Origin of the sequence: Sphaerisporangium rufum (genome assembly GCF_016863395.1) — a bacterium.
In the GTDB taxonomy this organism is placed as follows: Bacteria; Actinomycetota; Actinomycetes; order Streptosporangiales; family Streptosporangiaceae; genus Sphaerisporangium; species Sphaerisporangium rufum.
Genome location: NZ_BOOU01000067.1, coordinates 25,992 through 43,629, shown reverse-complemented (window position 1 = coordinate 43,629; position 17,638 = coordinate 25,992). Strand labels below are relative to the sequence as shown.

The window sequence follows — 17,638 nt, the reverse complement described above, 5'->3', positions numbered from 1 at the left end:
CGACCGGCGCGGCCCGTGGCGGGGCGCTCAGATGTTGCGCAGCACCGAGACCACGATGCCCAGCACCACGGCGCCGGCACCGTCGATGACGTCGTAGGCGGGGTTGCGGGGTTCGAGCAGGACGCGCCCGCCGCTCCGGCGGTACACCTTGACGGTGGCCTCATCGTCGATCAGCGCGGCGACGATCTGGCCCGAGTGCGCCTCGGGCTGCCGCCGCACCACGACGATGTCACCGTCACAGATCGCGGCGTCGATCATCGAGTCCCCCCGCACCCGCAGGGCGAACACCTCGCCGCGTCCGGTGAGGTCGCGGGGCAGGGTCAGCGCCTCGTCCATGGACTGCTCGGCCAGGATGGGGACACCCGCGGCGATCTCGCCCACCACCGGTACGGTCACCAGGTCGGCGGCCGGCTCCGACGCCGGCGGCCGCAGGAACGGGCGCACGTCGATCGGCCGGGTCACCGTGGCGCCCCGGCGGAGGAACCCCAGCTCCTCCAGGATCTTCAGGTGCCTCGACACCGAGGACGCCGACCGCAGCCCGACCGCGTCGGCGATCTCGCGGGTGCTCGGCGGATGACCGTACCTGACCACCCGGTCGCGGATCACCGCGAGGATCCGCCGCCGGCGCGGTGACAGGCCCGCGAAGTCCAGATACTCGTCAGGATCCTCGTAAGTGGTCACCCGCGAAATGGTAGACGTGGCGGTGCGGCCGGGGCGCTGTCTCGACCATGCCTGTACGCCGTCCTCGCCGACGGGGGACCCTGCTGCGGCGGCTCCCGCCCGGGTCGAGGCGGTGACCCGGCGCCTCGGACACGGTGCGGTGCCGGACGCGTGCGGCGCGGACCTGGACCTGATGTGACCGCAGTGGCGATGTTCACAGGTTTCGCGCGACTCCGCCGGTGGAGATCCAATTCGAACCTGTGTACGAACCTGTGGATAACTTCGTCGATCCCGTGATGCGGGCGGCGCTCACGGCAACCGGGCCGTCACTCACGCCCTTCCGGAACGTCGTCCTCGGTCATCGCGTGTTCCCCCTCCGCGTCCGTCAGGTACACGTGCTGGTGGCCATGGCCCGCGTCCACGTTGATCTGGTCGAGCTGGGTGGCCGCGACCGACCACATGGCCACCGCCGCCGAGCGTTGCCGCCCGGCCACCTCCTCGAGCGCGCGCCGGGAGTCCGCCGGCAGCTTCTCGGCGCTCGCGTAGGTGTCGATCGCCGCGGCCAGCGCGTCGACGGCCGTGCGGAAGGCCGATCGCGCCAGGTTGGTGGCGGTGGTACCCGACGGGTTGTCGGCGTGCCGTTCGGCGGCCCGCCGCAGGACCGGTCGCCAATCGTCGAACCTGGCCGGGCCGCCCGGTCCGGCGCTCGCGGTGCCGGCCTTGGGGAACACCGCGTACAACCCCGCCAGCACGGGCTTCAGCTCGTCGGCCGTCGTGCGCGCCGTCTTGGTGAGCTCGGCGATCTGCTGGACGTCACGCCTGGCGTCCGCCGCCCGCAGATCGGCGATGGCGGCCTGCGTGGCGTCGGGCCGGCCGAGGAGATAACCGATCGGACCCGCGACCACCAAGGTGAGCAGGATCGCGATGGCGTACCCCGCCACCGGCCGCCGCGGTGGGGACGTGCCGGGCCTGGTCGGAGCCGATGGAGCCGTCGCCGTCCGCCGGGCCATCGCCGCTCCTCTCGCGCCTGCAGTCCGCTCACGAAAATAGGCAGTCACAGATCGTTTGTCGAGACCGATGTCCGAGGAGTGGGACCCGCCGGCGGAGCAGCGGCCACGGCGGGGTAAGCCGGCGGTGTCGTACCTCCGCCGTACGCTATCTGGCGATGGGTACACGAGGGGTAGAAGGCGCTTACCAGGGCGCGCTCCGGGCGTTCCAGAATCCGATGCTCGCCCTGCTCCACCAGACGCACGCGCCGTTCGTGGTGACGGTGCTGGCGATGGTCTTCACCGCCGAGCGGCCGAGGGTGGCGGTGGCCGACTCGCACGCGGAGATCAACGACGCCCTCGACCAGTTGCGGGCCGCGGGCTATGGCGACGAGGGCGGCCGGCCGCTGCCCACCGGCAACGCGCGGGACCTGTGCCGGCAGTGGGTGCAGGCCGGGTGGCTGGTGCGGCAGGTCTCTGACGACGATGTCGAGGTGTACCGGCTGTCCGCCTACGGCGTCGGCGCGCTCGAGGTCGCCGGACGGGTCGGCGGAGCGCGGACCAGGGTGTCGCAGTCCCGGGTCCGGACGCTGCTGGACGCGATCGAGCGACTCGCGCAGGACGCCGATCCGGACGCGATGGCCCGGGTACTGCGCCTGCACGAGGAGATCCGGCATCGTCAGACGGAGCTCACCCGGCTCGAACAGGGGGGCGCCGTCGAGACCGTCGAGGACGAGCAGTTGCTCGAGGCGGCCGAGAACGTGCTGCACCTGGTGCGGGAGCTGCCCGCGGACTTCGCCCGGGTGGCCGAGTCGATCAAGGCCATCCAGCGCGACGTCGTCGCGGAGTTGCGGCACGACGTGCGGCCGACCGGTGAGGTGCTCCGCGAGTACCTGGCCCGGGGCCGGCAGATCCTCGACGCGACACCGGAAGGCCGGGCGTTCGCGGGGGCGTTGCGCCTGATCGGTGACCCGGCGCAGATCGACGACCTGTGGAACCAGCTGCGCACGGTGCTGCGGCACCGGTTCACCGAGCTGCTACCCGAGCAGCAGCGGCGGGAGCTCACCGAGATCTCGCGCCGGATCGAGCAGGGCGTCAAGGAGGTGCTGGCCGCGCAGCGGCAGGCATCCCATGTGATCACCACCCAGGTCCGCAACCACGATCCGATGCGAGATCGCCAGGTGGACGAACTCCTGCGGGATGTGATGTCCGGTCTGCACAAGTGGGTTCCCGGCTCGCGCCGCGGCGAGGCCGTCGAGCCGCTCCGCCGCCTGCCGGTGGCCGACGTCGGACACCTGCGGCAGCGGATGAGCGACCTGCGGCCCCCGCAGCCGCCCGCGCCGCTGCGAGAATGGGACGAGACCGAGGACGTCCCGGCGGCGGACACCCGGGCATGGGGCGGTCCCCGGTACGCCGAGCTGCGCGCGCACCTGGCGGCGTACGCGGGCGCCGCGGGCAGCGTGGACGTGACGGCCGCGTTCCGCGCGGCGGCCGAGGACATCCGGCGGCCGGTCGACCTGCTCGGCCTGCTGGAGATCGCCCATGACGCCGGAATGACCGAGACGGCCGAGGTCGCGGTGGTCGACACGGTCCGGCCCGACCGGACCCGGCGACGGTTCGCCCTCGGCGGTGTGGTGGCGGCCAACCCGGCCAACCCGGCCAACCCGGCGGACCTGGCGAACCCGGCGGACCCCGCGAGCGCGGACAGGAGTGATGGGGATGAGTGAGCCCGGCGGCGCCGGCGACGGCTGGTCGGCGGGCACGGCGGCCGGCTTCATCGACCCGATCTCGATGGAGGACGATCCGGCCGAGTTGTTCGCCGGCGACGCGGGCACCCTGGACGCCGAGGTGCGGCGGGTGCTGGTCCAGCTGTTGCGGCGCAAGTTCCTGCTCGCGGAGAAGAACCCCGCGCAGTGGCGCACGTTGCTGGAGAACCAGCAGATCATCGAATCGCGGATGCACGACCTGTTCGTCCGGCTCGTGGTCGACCACGACCGGGGCGTCGCCTACAAGCAGCAGGTTCGCTCGGTGGAGCTGGACGTGCCGATCCTCCTCAAGGACGACCCCTACAACCGGGCCGAGACCTTGGTGCTGGTGCACCTGCGGACCGTCTTCCAGCGGGAACGCGGCACGGGCGAGGCGTCCGCCCGGGTGGACATCGAGGAGCTGGAGCAGAGCGTGCTGACCTACTTCGACCCGAACGACCACAACCTCGCCCGCGGCCAGCAGGAGGTCCGCAACGCGGTGCAACGGCTGGTCACCGAAGGTCTGCTCACCGAGGACTCCGCGGGCCGGTACCGGATCACCCCGCTGGTGGAGGTCGTGCTGAGCACCGCGAAGCTCGCCGAGATGGAAGAGTGGTTGCGCGGACGGAACGAGGCCACGGCGTGAGCATGATCGACACGCTGTTCGGGTTGATCCCGGCGGCGTCCCGGGGACGGCAGTGGGTGGCGCGGGACCTGCAACTGGTCAACTGGGGCGGCTACGACGGGTATCACCACCTGCGGTTCGCACCCGGCGCCACCCTGCTCAGCGGAGGTTCCGGTTCCGGCAAGTCGACGCTGATGGACTCCTACATCGCGTTGCTCATGCCGCACACGACCCCCTTCAACGGGGCGTCCAACGGCGGAGTGGTCGGCAGGCCCCGTGGCAAGGACCAGCGCAACATCCTCTCCTACGCGCGCGGCAAGCTCGACGAGTCCCGGAGCGACGGCGAGACGAAGTCGCGGGTGCTACGTGGCGACGGCCGCGACACCTGGTCCGCCATCGCGATGACCTGGGCCGACCGCACCGGCGCCGAGTTCACCGCGCTCCGGGCCTGGTACGTCCCGTCATCCGCCCGCAGCCTCGACGAGGTCGTGGCCGTGCGCGCCACCTGCGACCACTCGTACCACCTGCGCACCCTGGAAGGGCCGGCGAACAGGAAGCTCGCCCGTGCCGAGGTCCTGGCGACCGGCTTGAACTGGTGCGAGACCGACCGTGATTTCACCGCGCGCCTCCACACCACGCTCGGCATCGGCGCCGCGGGCGACGGGCACAAGGCGGTCGCGCTGCTGGGCCGGATCCAGGCCGGCCAGCAGATCACCACCGTCGACGCGCTCTACAAGACGATGGTCCTCGAGGAGCCGTCCACCCTGGCCACGGCGGACGCGGTGGTACAGCAGTTCGACGAGCTGTCCGGCACCCGGACCAGGATGATCACCGCCCGCCGGCAGGTGAAGGCGCTGACCCCGATCCGCGAACACCGGCGCGCCATCGACGAGGCGGCGGACCGGTCGCGCCTGATCGACGAGATCGGATCCTTCATCGACACGTCGTCCCCCGCCGCGTTGTGGCGTCACGAACGCCGGCTCGACCTGCTGCGCTCCGCCGAGACGGACCTGGCCGAGCGGCACCGCCGGGCCAGGGAGGAACTGACCGAGACCGCCGCCCTGGTCAAAGCGACCGAAACACAGCGCGATGGGGTGGCCGACACGCTTCGCACGTCCGGTGGTGATCGTCTGGACAACGCACTCCGGGAGATCCGCGGCGTGGAGCAACGATTGGCCGATGTCGAACACGCCCGGGATCGGCTGGACCGGGCGCTCGCCACCATCGGCGCCGGCGTGTCGACGGCGGATGACTTCGCCGCACTGGTCGAGACGGCGCGCCGGTCGCTGGCCGACGCCGGCGCCAGGCGGGCCGCCCAGGAGCGGTTCGCCGACGCGATGGCGGAGAAGAAGGACGCCGGCCGCGAGCTCGCCGGGTTGCTCGCCGAGCACAAGGCGGCCAAGAACCGGCGGGGCAACATCCCGGCCGAGTTGCACGCGGCTCGCGCGGCGCTGGCCGAGGCCGCCGGGCTCGGCCCGGACGACGTGCCGTTCGTCGCCGAGCTGATCGAGGTCCGGACGGAGTTCGAACCGTGGCGCGAGGCGTTCAACCTGGCGCTCGGCGGATTCGCCACCCGGATGCTGATCGACATCGGCCGGCTGGACGCGTTCCGCGAGGCGATCAACGCGGTGCCGGTCGCCCGGCGCATCCACTTCGAGGGCGTGCGTACCGGCCTGCGGGACGAGGTCGGGCTGGACGACAGGACGCTCCCCGGCCGGCTCGACTACCGGCCGTCGCCGTTCACCCCCTGGCTCAAGAGCGAGCTCGCCCGGCGGTTCGACTTCGTCTGCGTCGAGACCCCGAGGCTGCTGGCGCAGCACCCCAAGGCGCTCACGATCACCGGCCAGACCTCCGAGGGCGGCCGCGGCGCGCACGGCGGCCACGGCCGCGCCAACCTGCTCGGTTTCACCAACAGCAGGTCGCTCGCCGACCTCGACCGCCGGATCGGCCGGGCGCGGGAACGCCTCGACGATGCCGTCGGCCGGGTGGCGGCGGCGGAGGAGGACCTCAATTCGTTCGAGGCCGGACGCACGACCTACCAGACCCTGACCGAGTTGTCGTGGGACCGGCTGGACGTCGAGTCCGTCAAGGAGGAACTGGGGCGCTGGACCCGCGTCGTCGAGGAGGTCCGCGCGGGCAACCCGAGGATCGACCGGCTGCAGGGCCGACTGGACGAACTGAAGGAGCGGGTCAGGGAACTGACCGAACGCGTCGGCCGGCAGAAGGACGACGTGGAGATGCTCCGCACGTCCTGGGAGTCGACCGTCGACGAGGTGGACCGCGCCCAGCAGGCGCTCGACACGGCCGTGAAGACCGGAACCGAGGTCACTCGGGAACACCGGGCCTACCTGGAGGCGCTGTTCGGCGGCGACCCGGACGGCACCGCGGCGGGCGAGCTCGCGGAGTTCGACGCGGCGGTGAAGCGGGCCGCCGAGCGGCTCCACGCCGACCGGCGGGCCGCGGCGGAGACGATCGGCAGGTCGAAGAAGGCGCTGCTCGACGCGTTCTCGACGTTCGTCGAGCGGTGGCCGAACCCGAACCTCGGCACCGACCCGGACGACTCGTACCGCGACTACGATCGCCTGCTCACCGACCTGGAGACCAGCGGGCTGCACGAGCTGGAGATCGAATGGCGGGACAGCCTGCTCAAGCTGTCCGGCAACGACCTGACCGGCCTGGACAGCGAGCTCGCCGCCGCCGTCCGGGAGATCCGGGACCGGATCGACCCGGTCAACCGCATCCTCGCCGAGCTGCCATTCGCCGACGACGAACACCGGCTGCGCATCGACCCGCAGGAGAGCCACTCCGCGGTGCGCGCCCGGTTCCGCAAGGAGCTGCGCGAAGTACGCGCCATCATCGACCAGGCGGCGACGGACGACGAGCGGGAACGCGCCTATCACCGGATGACCAAGGTGATCGACCATATCCGACGCACCGCGCCCGACTTCGCCGACCTCGTCGACGTGCGCAACCACGTCCGGATCAGTGCCGAGAAACGCGATCTCGACGGTGGGCACGTCGCGGTGTACGACCACATCGGCGAGAAGTCCGGCGGCGAGTCGCAGGAGCTGGTCGCCTTCATCGTCGGGGCCGCACTGCGGTACCAGCTCGGCGACGCGGGTGCCGAACGCCCCCGCTACGCCCCCGTCTTCCTCGACGAGGCGCTGATCAAGGCGGACGCGCACTTCACCGGCCGGGCCATCGGCGCGTGGCGCGGCCTCGGTTTCCAGCTCGTCATCGGCGCCCCCAACGACAAGCACAGCGCGATCGAGCCGCATGTGGACGCGGAGTACCTGATCTTCAAGAACTCCGAGGGCCGATCCTGGGCCAAGCCCCTGGTCGGCGTTCCGGACGCATGAGCCCACTCGTCACCCCGGAGGACGCCGTCACGGCCGTCCGCCACAAGATCGACCAGAAATGGGGGAAGCCGGGTGCGTGGACCGCGGCGACCCGGTCGTGTTCCCCGTCCCACTCCGCGCCGGCGTGTCGACGGTCGAGCGTCTCGGGTACGCCGCCCCAAGTGCCGGGTGGGTACCGGGTTCCGGGGCAAGGGGATGAGATGCCATGATGGTCGCATAATGACCGCCGCTCTGCCGCTCCGTCTTGCCCGCGCCACGGTGTTCGCCGTGGTGTGCCTGGGGCTGAGCGTGGCGGCGCATCGCCTGGGCGGCGGTTCGGTCTCGGCGCCGGCCGCGGCAGGCGCCCTGCTGCTGGCCTTCGGCGCCGCGACGGCGGCCTCAGGGCGCGAGCGCCCGATGACGGTGATCTTCCCGTTGCTGGCGGCGGTGCAGGTGGTCCTGCACGTGCTCTTCTCCTTCGATCACGCTCCCATGGTCCACAGCGTCACAGGTCACATGCACATGTCAGGTCAGGCGCCAGGTACGGGCATGCTCGTCGCGCACGCCTGGGTGGCCGGGCTCAGCGCACTGTGGCTGGCCCGGGGCGAGGCCGCGCTGTGGGGGATGCTGCGCCGGCTGGCGGTGCGTTCGCGCCTCGTTCTGCTCGCATACCTGCAACCGGCCCACAAGCCGGTCGTAGCCGTGGCGGCGCCCGAACCGGACCGGTTGCGCTCGGTGCTGCTGGCCACCGCCGCGCCGCGGCGCGGGCCGCCGTACGCGCAGGTTCCCTTCTTCTCCGGCTGACCGCCGCGCGGACGCCGGAGCACGTCTTCATTCCCGGCGCCATCGGCCCGGAAACCGGCGGCCATCTCGTCCATCGGCCGCTGATCGAACCTGCGTGAATCCGCCTTCGGCACGCCCTCAACCCTCTGCTGCCGAGGCATCCCCTGGAAGGCCTTGTCACGTCATGCATTCTCGCTTCCCGCGTTCCCGCGTTCTCCCCGCTCTGGCGCCTTCGGCTCTGGTCATGGCCGCCCTGCTCGTGAGCGGGTGCGCGGCCGGCGGCACCGCCTCCGCCGCCCCTACGGCCGCCCCGGCTTCGGGCGCCCCGGCCACCGCTGCGCCGGCCGCGTCTCCTACATCTGTCCTGTCGGTCATCGACCCCTGGGTCAAGGCCACGGATAAGGGCATGACCGCCGCCTTCGGCACCCTGGTCAACAACACCGACACCGAGGTGCGGGTGGTCTCTGGTGCTTCCCCGCTGTCACCGAAGATCGAACTACACGAGGTCGTGGAGTCCGACGGCAAGATGGTGATGCGCCCCAAGGAGGGCGGCTTCGTGATCCCCGCCCGCGGTACCCACCAGCTGACGCCCGGCGGCGATCACATCATGCTGATGGGCGTCGCCGACAAGGTCGAGCCGGGCGCGGAGATCCCCTTCACCCTGACCCTGGCCGATGGCGGCACCCTGCGGTTCACCGCGATCGGCAAGGAGTTCGCCGGCGGCAAGGAGGATTACCAGCCCGGCTCCGGCGAGGGCGGCATGGACATGGGCGGCGAGGACGGCGGGGACAAGGGCTGATGGCGGACCGTCGAACCGGCGGGCTCCCGCTCACCCGGCGGGGCCTGCTGACCTCCGGCGCCGCTGCGGCAGGCGCCCTGACCGCGCACGCCTTCACCCCGGCTTCCGCCACCGCGCAGGCTCCGGCCGCGCGGTCCGGAACCGCGGTCGAGCCGTTCCACGGATCGCACCAGGCCGGAATCGCCACCAGCCCGCAGGCGCATGCCGTCTTCGTCGGCCTGGATCTGCGCACCGGAGTCGACCGGGAGGGTCTTGGACGCATGATGCGGCTGTTGACCGATGACGCCCGCCGCCTGGCCGAGGGAAGGCCGGCGCTGGCGGATACCGAGCCGGAACTGGCGGTGCTGCCCGCCCGGTTGACCGTCACCTTCGGCTTCGGCCCCGGCCTGTTCGAGGCGGCCGGCACGGTCGGCCTTCGCCCGAGGCAGATCGCCCCCCTGCCCGGCTTCTCCATCGACAAGCTGGACAAGCGCTGGAGCGGCGGTGACCTGTTGGTGCAGATCTGCGCTGACGACCCGATGACCGTCACACACGCTCTACGCATGATCGTCAAGGACGTTCGCGCCTTCACGCGGGTGCGCTGGACGCAGCGCGGGTTCCGGCGCGGCGTCGGGATCCAGGAGGCCGGGCAGACCCAGCGCAACGTCATGGGCCAGCTGGACGGCACCGTCAACCCGGTGCCTGGCACCCCCGAATTCGACCGCGCGGTGTGGGTGCGTGAGGGACCGGACTGGTTGCATGGCGGCACCACCCTGGTACTACGGCGCATCCGGGCCGAAATGGAGACCTGGGACGCCGCCGATCGGACCGCAAAGGAGTTCACCATCGGCCGCCGTATGGACAACGGTGCTCCGCTCACGGGTACCCGCGAGCACGACGAACCCGATTTCACCAAGCTGAACGCGGTAGGGCTGCCGGCCATCTCCGAATACGCCCACATCCGCCGGGCGCACACCGCCGACCCCGCCCTGCGGATCTACCGCCGGGTCTACAACTACGACGAGGGTCTGTCCGCAGGCGGACACGCCGACAGCGGGCTGGTCTTCGCCTCCTACCAGGCCGACATCACCCGCCAGTTCTTGCCGGTCCAGAGGCGGCTGGCCGAGGTCGACCTGCTGAACGAGTGGACCACGCCGGTCGGCTCGGCCGTGTTCGCCATCCCGCCGGGTTGCGACTCCGGTGGCTGGATCGGCGAGGGCCTGCTGACATGAGTTTCCCGATCATCCGCCATCCGGCCATCACCCCCGCCCGCGTTCGCCGGCGAACCGCCCGGCCGCTCCGGTCGGTGCGGTGGTGTCGCATGGCCACCGTGCTGGCGATGTTGGCGTGCTGGGGGCTGTTGTCGGGTCTGACGGCCTTCCCCGCCGCCGCGCACGACCAGCTCAAGCGCAGCTCTCCCGAGCGGAACGCCGAGATCTCCGGTCTCGATCGCGTCGAGTTGGAGTACACCGCCCGCGTCCGCTTCCCGGCCATGGTGCTGCGCGGCCCGGCGGGAGCGGTCGCGATCGGCAAGCCGCGCCTGGACGGGGCCAAGGTGCTCGTCGATGTCACCGGACCACTGTCTCCGGGCCGATACGTGATTGGCTGGCGGGTGGTGTCCTCCGACGGTCACCCCATCGAAGGGGAGATCCCTTTCACCGTCACCGTCTCGAGCACGCCCCCGTCACCCGGCTCGCCGCCGGCGACATCGTCTCCGACCGCTTCTCCGCCGGCCACGGTCACGGCCACGACCACGACCACCGACGCCCCGTCGGCGACGGACGCACCGGCGGCAGGAAGCGATCCGGCTGCCGGATCTTCCGGTATTCCCGGCTGGCTGTGGGCGACCGCCTTCCTGGTCGCGATAGCGGCCGCGGGGTGGGTCGGCAGCCGCCGCGGCCGGCGGCGCCAGGACCCCGCCGGCCCGCATAGGGGAGCGGGCCCGCCCGCCTCCTAGAACATGTTCACGAGGCTGGGTGGGCGGATCCATCGTGGTAAGACGTGGTGAGCCACCCGATGAGACCTGGCGGCAAGCCACACGTCCACCGGCGATGTTCACCACTCTGATTCCGATGGGTCTTCTCGGCGAGGCGTCAGGCTGACAGGATGATGTTCGTGTCCCCCCGGCATCCGGTGCTGCGCGTGCTGCGAGCCCTCGTCTTCGCGACGGTGTGCGTCGTCATCTCCGCGGGTGGCCATGCCTTCGCCGGGGGCGGCTCGGTGCCGCCGGGCGTTCTGGGCGCCGGCGCCCTGGTGGCCATGGTGCTCGCGTACGCGCTCAGCGGACACGAGCCTCGGATGGAGGTCCTGCTCACAACGAGCATCGGCACTCAGGCACTGCTTCACGAGCTGTTCGCCCGGACGGCGACGTCAGGCGCGGAACATCTCGCCCACGGCACTCACCCCGACCACGGGCATCTCGGCATCGGCATGGCGCTGGTGCATCTCGTGATCGGGACGATCTCCGGCTGGTGGCTTCACCGCGGCGAGGTCGCGATCTGGCTTCTGCTGCGCTTGCTGGCCATGGGCCCGGTCACAGTTCTGCGCCGGCTGCTCGGCGGCGCCACGCCGGTCACGACGCCCGTGCAGCAGGTGTCGCCGATCGCGGGTGCGCGGGCGTACCGCGGCAGGCGGGAGATCGCCTCGGCGATCCACCGGCGTGGGCCGCCGGTGTCCTTCCTGGCCGGCTGACATCTGTCGACGTCTCCGATGTCGTTTCCTGCCGGTATGCCGCTATCGGGCGACACGACGGAACGTACCTGGGGTACGTCGCGTCATTCCGTGCGCCGCGGTCGGCGTAGGCGATGACTCGCCCGCTCGGGTCGCGCACCGCCCTTCCGGGGTAGCCGCGAGGTCATCCCGCCGCTGATCGGCGCCGGCCGCGTCAATCGCCGGCTTGCCTCGATTCCGGTCGGCCGCCTGGCCCACCGGTTCCTTCGCCGTTCCTTCGCCGTGGTCCGCGCCGGGCCGCGTGCCTACCCGCCTGCCGCAGGAGCATGACCATGTCATCACCTCCCCGAGGTCTGTCCGCGCACGCCGCCCCGCTCCGCCTCGCCGGTGTCACCTGCCGGCACGGCCGGCTCACCGCGGTGGATCGCGTGGATCTCGACCTTGCCCCCGGCGAGCATCTGGCCATCACCGGCACCAACGGGTCGGGCAAGAGCACGTTGCTCCGCGCGATCCTCGGCCTGCACCGCGAGACCAGCGGCCTGATCGAGGTCGGCGGAGCACGGGCGGGCGGGACGGCCGACTGGGCCCGGCGCCGATCGGAGGTGGCCTGGGTGCCCCAGCGCCAGACCGCAGGCCGCTTTCCGCTCCTGCTGAGCGAGTTGCTCGCGAGCGGCGGTCACGTGGAGCGGTCGGTGCGTGCCGCCGGCGAGCTTGGCGTCGGCGACCTGCTCGACCGCCCGCTCGGCACGCTGTCAGGTGGCCAGTTGCAGCGGGCCTACCTGGCTCGCGCTCTGGGTCAGGTGGCGGCGGGTGCCGGGCTGGTGCTCGCCGACGAGCCGACGGCCGCGCTCGACTTCGCGGGGCAGGAGCAGGTGGCGGCCGTGCTGGCGGAACTCCCGGTGACGGTCGTGGTGGTCACGCACGACCGGGCCATGGTCGAGGCCTGCGGCCGGGTCGCCGAGATGGCGGCCGGACGGTTGCGGGAGATCGCGTGAACTCGCTCGGCGTCCTGCTCGACATCCCATCGGTACGGCTGGCCCTGGTCGCCCTGGTGCTCGGGTCCGTCGCGCTGCCGATCGTCGGGGTCTTCATCGTGGGGCTGGACATCATGCCCGTCCGCTTCGCGATGATGCACGTGGCGCTGCTGGGCATCGCGATCGGGCTGCTGACCGGGCTCGACCCGCTGTTGTGCGCGCTGGTGCTGTGCGGGCTGACCGGCGGAGCGCTGACCCCGCTCGCCCGCAGTGCCACCGGCCTCTCCGGGGCGATGGGCCTGCTGATGACGCTCGCGGTCGCCGCCGCGCTGCTGGTCCTGTCGCTCTCGGGGGTGAACGCCAACGGCGCCTTCGAGCTGCTGTGGGGGTCGATCCTGGCCACTAGGCCCGCCGACGTGCTCGCGCTCGCGGTGCTCGCGGTCGTCGTCCCGCTGCTGTACGTCCTGCGCCGCCGTGATCTGGCCCTGCTCCTGCACGATCGGGAGCTCGCGCTGTGCTCGGGGGTCGCGGTCGAACGGCTGACCCTCATCCTGCTGGTCGTGGTCGCCGTGGCCATCGCGTCGGCGATCCGGCTGACCGGAGCCCTGCTCGTCGACGCCCTGACCCTGCTGCCGGCCCTGGCGGCACGCCGCGTCGGCCGTTCCCTGCCCGCGATGATCCGCTGGTCGGTGATCTTCGGCCTCGTGTTCAACGTGGGCGGCTTCTTCATCTCGTTGATCTTGGACTTCCCGCCGGGACCCACGCTCGTGCTCCTGGGTGGGGTGTGCACCCTCCTTCTCCATGCGTTACCCGCCGTTTCCGCACCACGAAGAAAGGCCATCTCCCGATGATCACCCTGCACCGGCTACGCCTCGTGGTCGCCACCGCCACCGCCACCGCCACCGCCACCGCCACCGCCGCCGTCGCCCTCGCCACCGCCGCCTGCGGCGGCGAGCAGAGCGGCACGGCGGCGACTCCCGCCGCCACGGTCGAGGGACTGAAGATCGTGGCCGCGTCCTCATGGGAGGCCGGCTTCGCCAGGGCGGCAGGAGCCACCGACGTCGCCGTCATCGTCCCTCCCGGCGTCCAGCACGCGCCCGACTATGACCCCAAACCGTCCGACCTGGCCAAGGTGGCCCAAGCCGACATCGTGCTCTATGCGGACTTCGAAGGGTTCGCCGGCAAGATCAAGGATGCGGCGGGATCCAAGGCGAAACTGATCGCGCTGACGCTGGACAACACGCCCGCCACGGTCAAGAGCGAGGTCCAGCGGCTGGGGGCCGAGTTCGGCACGGCTGACGCCGCCACGAAGTGGATCGATTCCTTCGACACCGAGTACGCGGCGCTCAAGCAGAAGGTCAGCGCCGCCGCGGGCGGGACCCCGCCGGTCGTCGTCACCCAGGCGTTCGTCGCCTGGGCCGCCGACCTCGCGGGCGCCACCCCCGCGGGCACCTACGGCCCTCAGCCGCCCACGGCGAGTCAGGTCTCCGAGCTGGCCGCCAAGAAGCCGCAGCTCATTCTGGACAACTCCGCGATGCCTGGAGGCGACGCCCTGGCCAACGTCGACGCCGAACGGGTGGTCATCGACAACTTCCCCGGCCAGGGGCTCGACCTGCTGGAGGTGTTCCAGCGCAACGCCGACGCCCTCACCGCCGCACTCAGCTGACGCGCCGACCAGGGGCGGCCCTGCCCGTGGCCGCCCCCGCCCTGGAGGATCCTGTGGACACACCCGTGCTCATCGTTGGGGGCGGACCGGTCGGCCTGTGCACGTCGATCGCCCGGTCCCGGGCCGGAGTCGCCGCAACACCGGTCGAAAGACACCCCGCGAACTCACCCTTCCTCAACGGCCGGGCGCTCAGCATCCGGACCGTGGAGGTGCTGCGCGGCTACGGCCTGGAAGACCAGGTCGTGGCAGAGGGGGTCCCGCGAGGAGAGCCTGCACTTCTCCTTCGGCGGGCGGTCCTGATCAGGCCGGACGGGTACGTCGCCTGGCGCCACCCCCGGCCGGCCATCCCGGAGACGCGCTCGCCGCGGCGCTGGACGCGACGCTCAGCAGGCGAACGGTCCGATCGCCCCGATGAGCATCGCGAGGCCCGCGGCCAGGAAGAAATCTCCCCACACCAGCTCATGACGGGTGGCCACACCATGGACGAGGTCGTAACAGCCGTCGAGCAGACGGCCGTCACGCAGATGCGATCCCACCAGTTCGGCGAGCACGCCCGCCGCCCGGTCACGCAGGGCGGAGGCGGCCCGGCCCTCGGCCAGCGCGGCCAGCTTGAGGGCCGCCACGGCCTCGATGGCCGCGGCAGAGGTGTCGGGCGGACCGCCCCGCCGCACGGCCGAGGCGGGAGGCACCGCGGGCGAGCCGGGAGCGAAGCGGGCCGCGACGCAAGGCCGGGCGAGGATTTGGCGCAGCTCGCCGGGTGGCAGAACCTGTCCGGTGTGCGCGGCGTCGGCGCAGGCGAGCGCCAGCCAGCCGATGGTGCGGCTCCACCCGGAGGGCGGTTCGGGATGGGGCCGCCACGTGCCGTCCGGTCGGCGCGCCCACGCGGGGACGGCCGCGTCGTCCGTCAGGTCGAGCTGCAGGCGCAACTGCGCACCGGCGGCGGCGTCCCCGGGCGGCCCGGCCAGGCCGAGCAGGGGCACCAGGCCGGGCAGGGCGTCGACCCTGGCCAGCTCCCGGGGCCCTCCGAACGCCGTGCCCCACGGCACCATTCCCAGCGTGGGATCGAAGGCGTCCAGACAGGCCTGTGCCGCACGCTCTCGCAGCGCTTCGGACTCCGGGCGGTCGCGCGCCAGGGACGTGCCGTACCAGAAGATCAGGCCTCGGGCCGCGGTGTCGGCATCGAGCCAGGGCGCCAGTGCCGCCGACCGCGCGGCGGCACTGGCGCCCTCGTCTCCGTGCACGATGACGCGCAACCACAGCAGACCAGCCCAGAAGCCGCCCGCCCATGAACCGCGAGCGGTGGTCGTCCAGCTTCCCGACGCCGGGTCGGCGTACAGCGGCCATCGTGGCGCGGCTCGCGACTCCGTCTCCGCCACCCGCGTCAGGATGTGGCCGAGGGCCCGCCGCTCCCAGCTCACGGTCGTGCCCTCGATCCGAACCACGCAGGCGCCGCGACGACGGCCGCCGCGGCGAACGCGCCGGCGACCAGCAGCCACGCGGGGCCATAACCGGTGGCGTCGACCACGACCCCGAACAGGGGTGGCCCGGCGGCGAAGCCGGCGAAGAAGCCGGCCGACACGAGCGCGGAGTCGCGTCCGGCCGTACGCGGATCCGACCGCCTGATCACCGCGACCATGCTGACGGCGTTGGCGGCGACGGCGAAGGCCCCGACGGCGGCCGCACCCGCCCACACCAGGGCGGACGCGTTTCCGGAGGCGAACAGCAGCAGGGCTGCCGCGCAGGCGCCGGCCGCCAAAGGGGCGAGCAGCGCATCGGCCCGGGGTACGCGTCCGGCCCGGCGTGCCCAGCCGACTCTGCCGGCGACACCGGTGACGCCGAGCACCGCGACCAGCCACCCCGCGACCACCGGGCTCAGCCCGAGCCGCTGTGCCCCGTAGAGCGACAGGTAGGTGTTGACCGCCGCGATGGCGCAACCGAGGAGGAAGGAGAAGAAGGCCAGGACGGCGACACCGCTCGCGGGCGGCGCCACCGAATGCGGCGAGTAGGCCCGCACGGGGTCGGGCGGCAGGACGCGTGCCGCCCACACCGCGACGAGCAAGGCGATGGCCGCCGAGACGGCGACCGCACCCCGCCAGCCCGCCCACGCGGCGACAATGGCCAGCGGCAGTCCGGCCGCGAGCGCTCCGAGTTGGACGCCCGACTGTTTCCAGCCCGTGACCGCGCCGCGCCGGGTGGGCTCGACCACGACAAGGATCACCTTGTTGGTCGCGGGATTGGCCAGCGCCTGCGGAAGCCCGCCCAGCGCCACCGCCGGCAGCAGCATCCACGGCCCACCGGAGACGGAGATCAGCGCCAGGGCCGCGGCCGCGATCACCAGCAGGGCGAGGATGCAGCGGCGGGCACCGAGCCGGTCCACCCATCGGCCCGCCGTGTACGACAGCGCGGCGGCGACGCCGAAGCCCGCCGTGGTCGTCAGTCCGAGCACCGTGCGCGGTACGCCCGCCTGTACCAGGTGCGGGCCGAGCGCCCCGATGAGGAACAACTGCACCATGGAGACGCCCATCACAGCGGTGAGCAGTGCGGTGACGCTCCTCGTCCCGGCCGCCTCGTTCGGCGGACGCACCGGCGTTCGCATGGCCTTCTCCTCTCGCCGGGATCTCGCCCGCAGTAGCGCGCGACGATCGTGCACCAGCAGTCGTGGGCGGGCCCCGGTGAGTTCCCGGACGGAGGAATTCCGGTGACGCCGTCCCGCCGGACGCGCGGGCCGCCGCCTGATCCCGGTGGCCCGTCCGCGCACCGGTCACCCGACGCCGCATCCTCCGAGCCGCTCGGCCACTGCCCGGGACGGAAGGAACGCTCACCATGTTCTCTGCCACCAGTGACCATCGATCCGCCGACGACCACCGGCTCACGGCTCTCGCCCTGGCCGCACGCGAAGGGACCTCCGAGGATGTAGAGGCGTTCGCCCGCGCGTTCTACCCCGACGTGCGCCGCTTCCTCGCCTACCTGTCCGATGTGCAGACCGCCGACGACCTGACCCAGGAGACCTTCGTGCGGGCGCTCGGCAGCCTGCCGAGGTTCGCCGGCCGCTCGTCGGCACGCACCTGGCTGCTGTCGATCGCCCGGAGGGTCGTCGTCGACATGTTCCGCTCGGCGGCGGCGCGTCCGGCCGTCGCCGATGTCGCCGACTGGCAGAGTGCGGCCGAACGGTGCCTGCCGCGCGGGCTGCCCGGTCACGAGGACGGCGTGGCCCTCGACGACCTGCTCTCCCAGGTGCCGCGCCAGCGGCGTGAGGCGTTCGTCCTGACCCGGCTCATGGGATTGTCCTACGCGGAGGCCGCCGTGCTGATCGGATGTCCGGTGGGCACGGTGCGCTCGCGGGTGGCGCGGGCCCGCCGCCAACTCGTCGCGTCCCTGCTGGCCGCCGAACGAGCGGCCTGATCCGTTCCCGC

16 protein-coding genes and 1 pseudogene are annotated in these 17,638 nt (G+C 72.2%); 13 read left to right on the top strand and 4 right to left on the bottom strand.

Features of this window, described 5'->3' with window-relative positions:
- Positions 1-27: 27 nt before the first annotated feature.
- Together lexA and Sru01_RS24560 are read right to left on the bottom strand one after the other, a co-directional pair.
- Positions 28-681 carry a transcriptional repressor LexA gene (lexA, locus tag Sru01_RS24565; protein WP_203990188.1) on the bottom strand — a complete coding sequence of 218 codons (654 nt, stop codon included), beginning with the start codon at positions 679-681 and terminating at the stop codon, positions 28-30.
- A 305-nt stretch (positions 682-986) separates the two neighbouring features.
- Positions 987-1,670 (bottom strand): hypothetical protein, encoded by a 684-nt coding sequence (locus Sru01_RS24560; RefSeq protein ID WP_203990186.1) that lies wholly within the window; start codon positions 1,668-1,670, stop codon positions 987-989.
- 155 nt (positions 1,671-1,825) lie between these two features.
- On the opposite strand from Sru01_RS24560, the gene Sru01_RS24555 reads away from it, so the two are divergent.
- From Sru01_RS24555 to Sru01_RS36645, 12 genes and pseudogenes are all read left to right on the top strand, one after another.
- Complete coding sequence (locus Sru01_RS24555; RefSeq protein ID WP_203990184.1) at positions 1,826-3,373, top strand: DUF3375 domain-containing protein; 1,548 nt, start codon at positions 1,826-1,828, stop codon at positions 3,371-3,373.
- Complete coding sequence (locus tag Sru01_RS24550) at positions 3,366-4,037, top strand: DUF4194 domain-containing protein (RefSeq protein ID WP_203990182.1); 672 nt, start codon at positions 3,366-3,368, stop codon at positions 4,035-4,037. Before Sru01_RS24555 ends, Sru01_RS24550 begins: the two co-directional genes overlap by 8 nt.
- A gap of 2 nt (positions 4,038-4,039) precedes the next feature.
- A complete protein-coding gene (locus Sru01_RS24545; RefSeq protein ID WP_239137714.1) occupies positions 4,040-7,375 on the top strand; it encodes an ATP-binding protein in 3,336 nt (1,111 codons plus the stop codon).
- A gap of 219 nt (positions 7,376-7,594) precedes the next feature.
- Positions 7,595-8,158 (top strand): MFS transporter, encoded by a 564-nt coding sequence (locus Sru01_RS24540; RefSeq protein ID WP_203990178.1) that lies wholly within the window; start codon positions 7,595-7,597, stop codon positions 8,156-8,158.
- 223 nt (positions 8,159-8,381) lie between these two features.
- Positions 8,382-8,936, top strand: a complete 555-nt coding sequence (locus Sru01_RS24535) for a copper chaperone PCu(A)C (RefSeq protein ID WP_239137707.1) — start codon at positions 8,382-8,384, stop codon at positions 8,934-8,936.
- Entirely contained in the window at positions 8,936-10,147 is a 1,212-nt protein-coding gene (locus Sru01_RS24530; protein ID WP_203990174.1) for a Dyp-type peroxidase, read from the top strand. Before Sru01_RS24535 ends, Sru01_RS24530 begins: the two co-directional genes overlap by 1 nt.
- 89 nt (positions 10,148-10,236) lie before the next feature.
- Complete coding sequence (locus Sru01_RS24525) at positions 10,237-10,872, top strand: copper resistance CopC family protein (protein ID WP_203990172.1); 636 nt, start codon at positions 10,237-10,239, stop codon at positions 10,870-10,872.
- 149 nt (positions 10,873-11,021) lie between these two features.
- Positions 11,022-11,606 (top strand): hypothetical protein, encoded by a 585-nt coding sequence (locus Sru01_RS24520; RefSeq protein WP_203990171.1) that lies wholly within the window; start codon positions 11,022-11,024, stop codon positions 11,604-11,606.
- 311 nt (positions 11,607-11,917) lie between these two features.
- A complete protein-coding gene (locus tag Sru01_RS24515; RefSeq protein ID WP_239137706.1) occupies positions 11,918-12,580 on the top strand; it encodes a metal ABC transporter ATP-binding protein in 663 nt (220 codons plus the stop codon).
- The gene (locus tag Sru01_RS24510; protein WP_203990168.1) at positions 12,577-13,410 is read left to right on the top strand and encodes a metal ABC transporter permease; all 834 of its coding nucleotides are present in this window, start codon (positions 12,577-12,579) and stop codon (positions 13,408-13,410) included. Before Sru01_RS24515 ends, Sru01_RS24510 begins: the two co-directional genes overlap by 4 nt.
- Entirely contained in the window at positions 13,407-14,225 is an 819-nt protein-coding gene (locus Sru01_RS24505; RefSeq protein ID WP_203990167.1) for a metal ABC transporter solute-binding protein, Zn/Mn family, read from the top strand. The genes Sru01_RS24510 and Sru01_RS24505 overlap by 4 nt, the downstream gene beginning before the upstream one ends.
- Before the next feature lie 26 nt (positions 14,226-14,251).
- Positions 14,252-14,491 (top strand): annotated as a pseudogene (locus Sru01_RS36645) (FAD-dependent monooxygenase); the annotation flags it as partial.
- A 117-nt stretch (positions 14,492-14,608) separates the two neighbouring features.
- Here Sru01_RS36645 and Sru01_RS35865 read toward each other — a convergent pair.
- Positions 14,609-15,667, bottom strand: a complete 1,059-nt coding sequence (locus tag Sru01_RS35865; protein WP_239137716.1) for a hypothetical protein — start codon at positions 15,665-15,667, stop codon at positions 14,609-14,611.
- Positions 15,640-16,821, bottom strand: a complete 1,182-nt coding sequence (locus Sru01_RS24495; protein WP_203990165.1) for an MFS transporter — start codon at positions 16,819-16,821, stop codon at positions 15,640-15,642. Before Sru01_RS24495 ends, Sru01_RS35865 begins: the two co-directional genes overlap by 28 nt.
- Positions 16,822-17,048: 227 nt before the next feature.
- Here Sru01_RS24495 and Sru01_RS24490 point away from each other — a divergent pair, with 227 nt between their 5' ends.
- Entirely contained in the window at positions 17,049-17,627 is a 579-nt protein-coding gene (locus Sru01_RS24490; RefSeq protein ID WP_203990163.1) for a sigma-70 family RNA polymerase sigma factor, read from the top strand.
- Positions 17,628-17,638: the final 11 nt, after the last annotated feature.

Bases quoted from the DNA above. Each gene is read 5' to 3' on its own strand.
- Sru01_RS24490 (WP_203990163.1), top strand. From the start codon at position 17,049: ATGTTCTCTGCCACCAGTGACCATCGATCCGCCGACGACCACCGGCTC.
- Sru01_RS24545 (WP_239137714.1), top strand. From the start codon at position 4,040: ATGATCGACACGCTGTTCGGGTTGATCCCGGCGGCGTCCCGGGGACGG.
- Sru01_RS24535 (WP_239137707.1), top strand. From the start codon at position 8,382: ATGGCCGCCCTGCTCGTGAGCGGGTGCGCGGCCGGCGGCACCGCCTCC.
- Sru01_RS24550 (WP_203990182.1), top strand. From the start codon at position 3,366: ATGAGTGAGCCCGGCGGCGCCGGCGACGGCTGGTCGGCGGGCACGGCG.
- Sru01_RS24525 (WP_203990172.1), top strand. From the start codon at position 10,237: ATGGCCACCGTGCTGGCGATGTTGGCGTGCTGGGGGCTGTTGTCGGGT.
- Sru01_RS24495 (WP_203990165.1), bottom strand. From the start codon at position 16,821: ATGCGAACGCCGGTGCGTCCGCCGAACGAGGCGGCCGGGACGAGGAGC.
- Sru01_RS24540 (WP_203990178.1), top strand. From the start codon at position 7,595: ATGACCGCCGCTCTGCCGCTCCGTCTTGCCCGCGCCACGGTGTTCGCC.
- Sru01_RS24520 (WP_203990171.1), top strand. From the start codon at position 11,022: ATGATGTTCGTGTCCCCCCGGCATCCGGTGCTGCGCGTGCTGCGAGCC.
- Sru01_RS24560 (WP_203990186.1), bottom strand. From the start codon at position 1,670: ATGGCCCGGCGGACGGCGACGGCTCCATCGGCTCCGACCAGGCCCGGC.
- Sru01_RS24515 (WP_239137706.1), top strand. From the start codon at position 11,918: ATGTCATCACCTCCCCGAGGTCTGTCCGCGCACGCCGCCCCGCTCCGC.
- Sru01_RS24530 (WP_203990174.1), top strand. From the start codon at position 8,936: ATGGCGGACCGTCGAACCGGCGGGCTCCCGCTCACCCGGCGGGGCCTG.
- Sru01_RS24505 (WP_203990167.1), top strand. From the start codon at position 13,407: ATGATCACCCTGCACCGGCTACGCCTCGTGGTCGCCACCGCCACCGCC.
- Sru01_RS24555 (WP_203990184.1), top strand. From the start codon at position 1,826: ATGGGTACACGAGGGGTAGAAGGCGCTTACCAGGGCGCGCTCCGGGCG.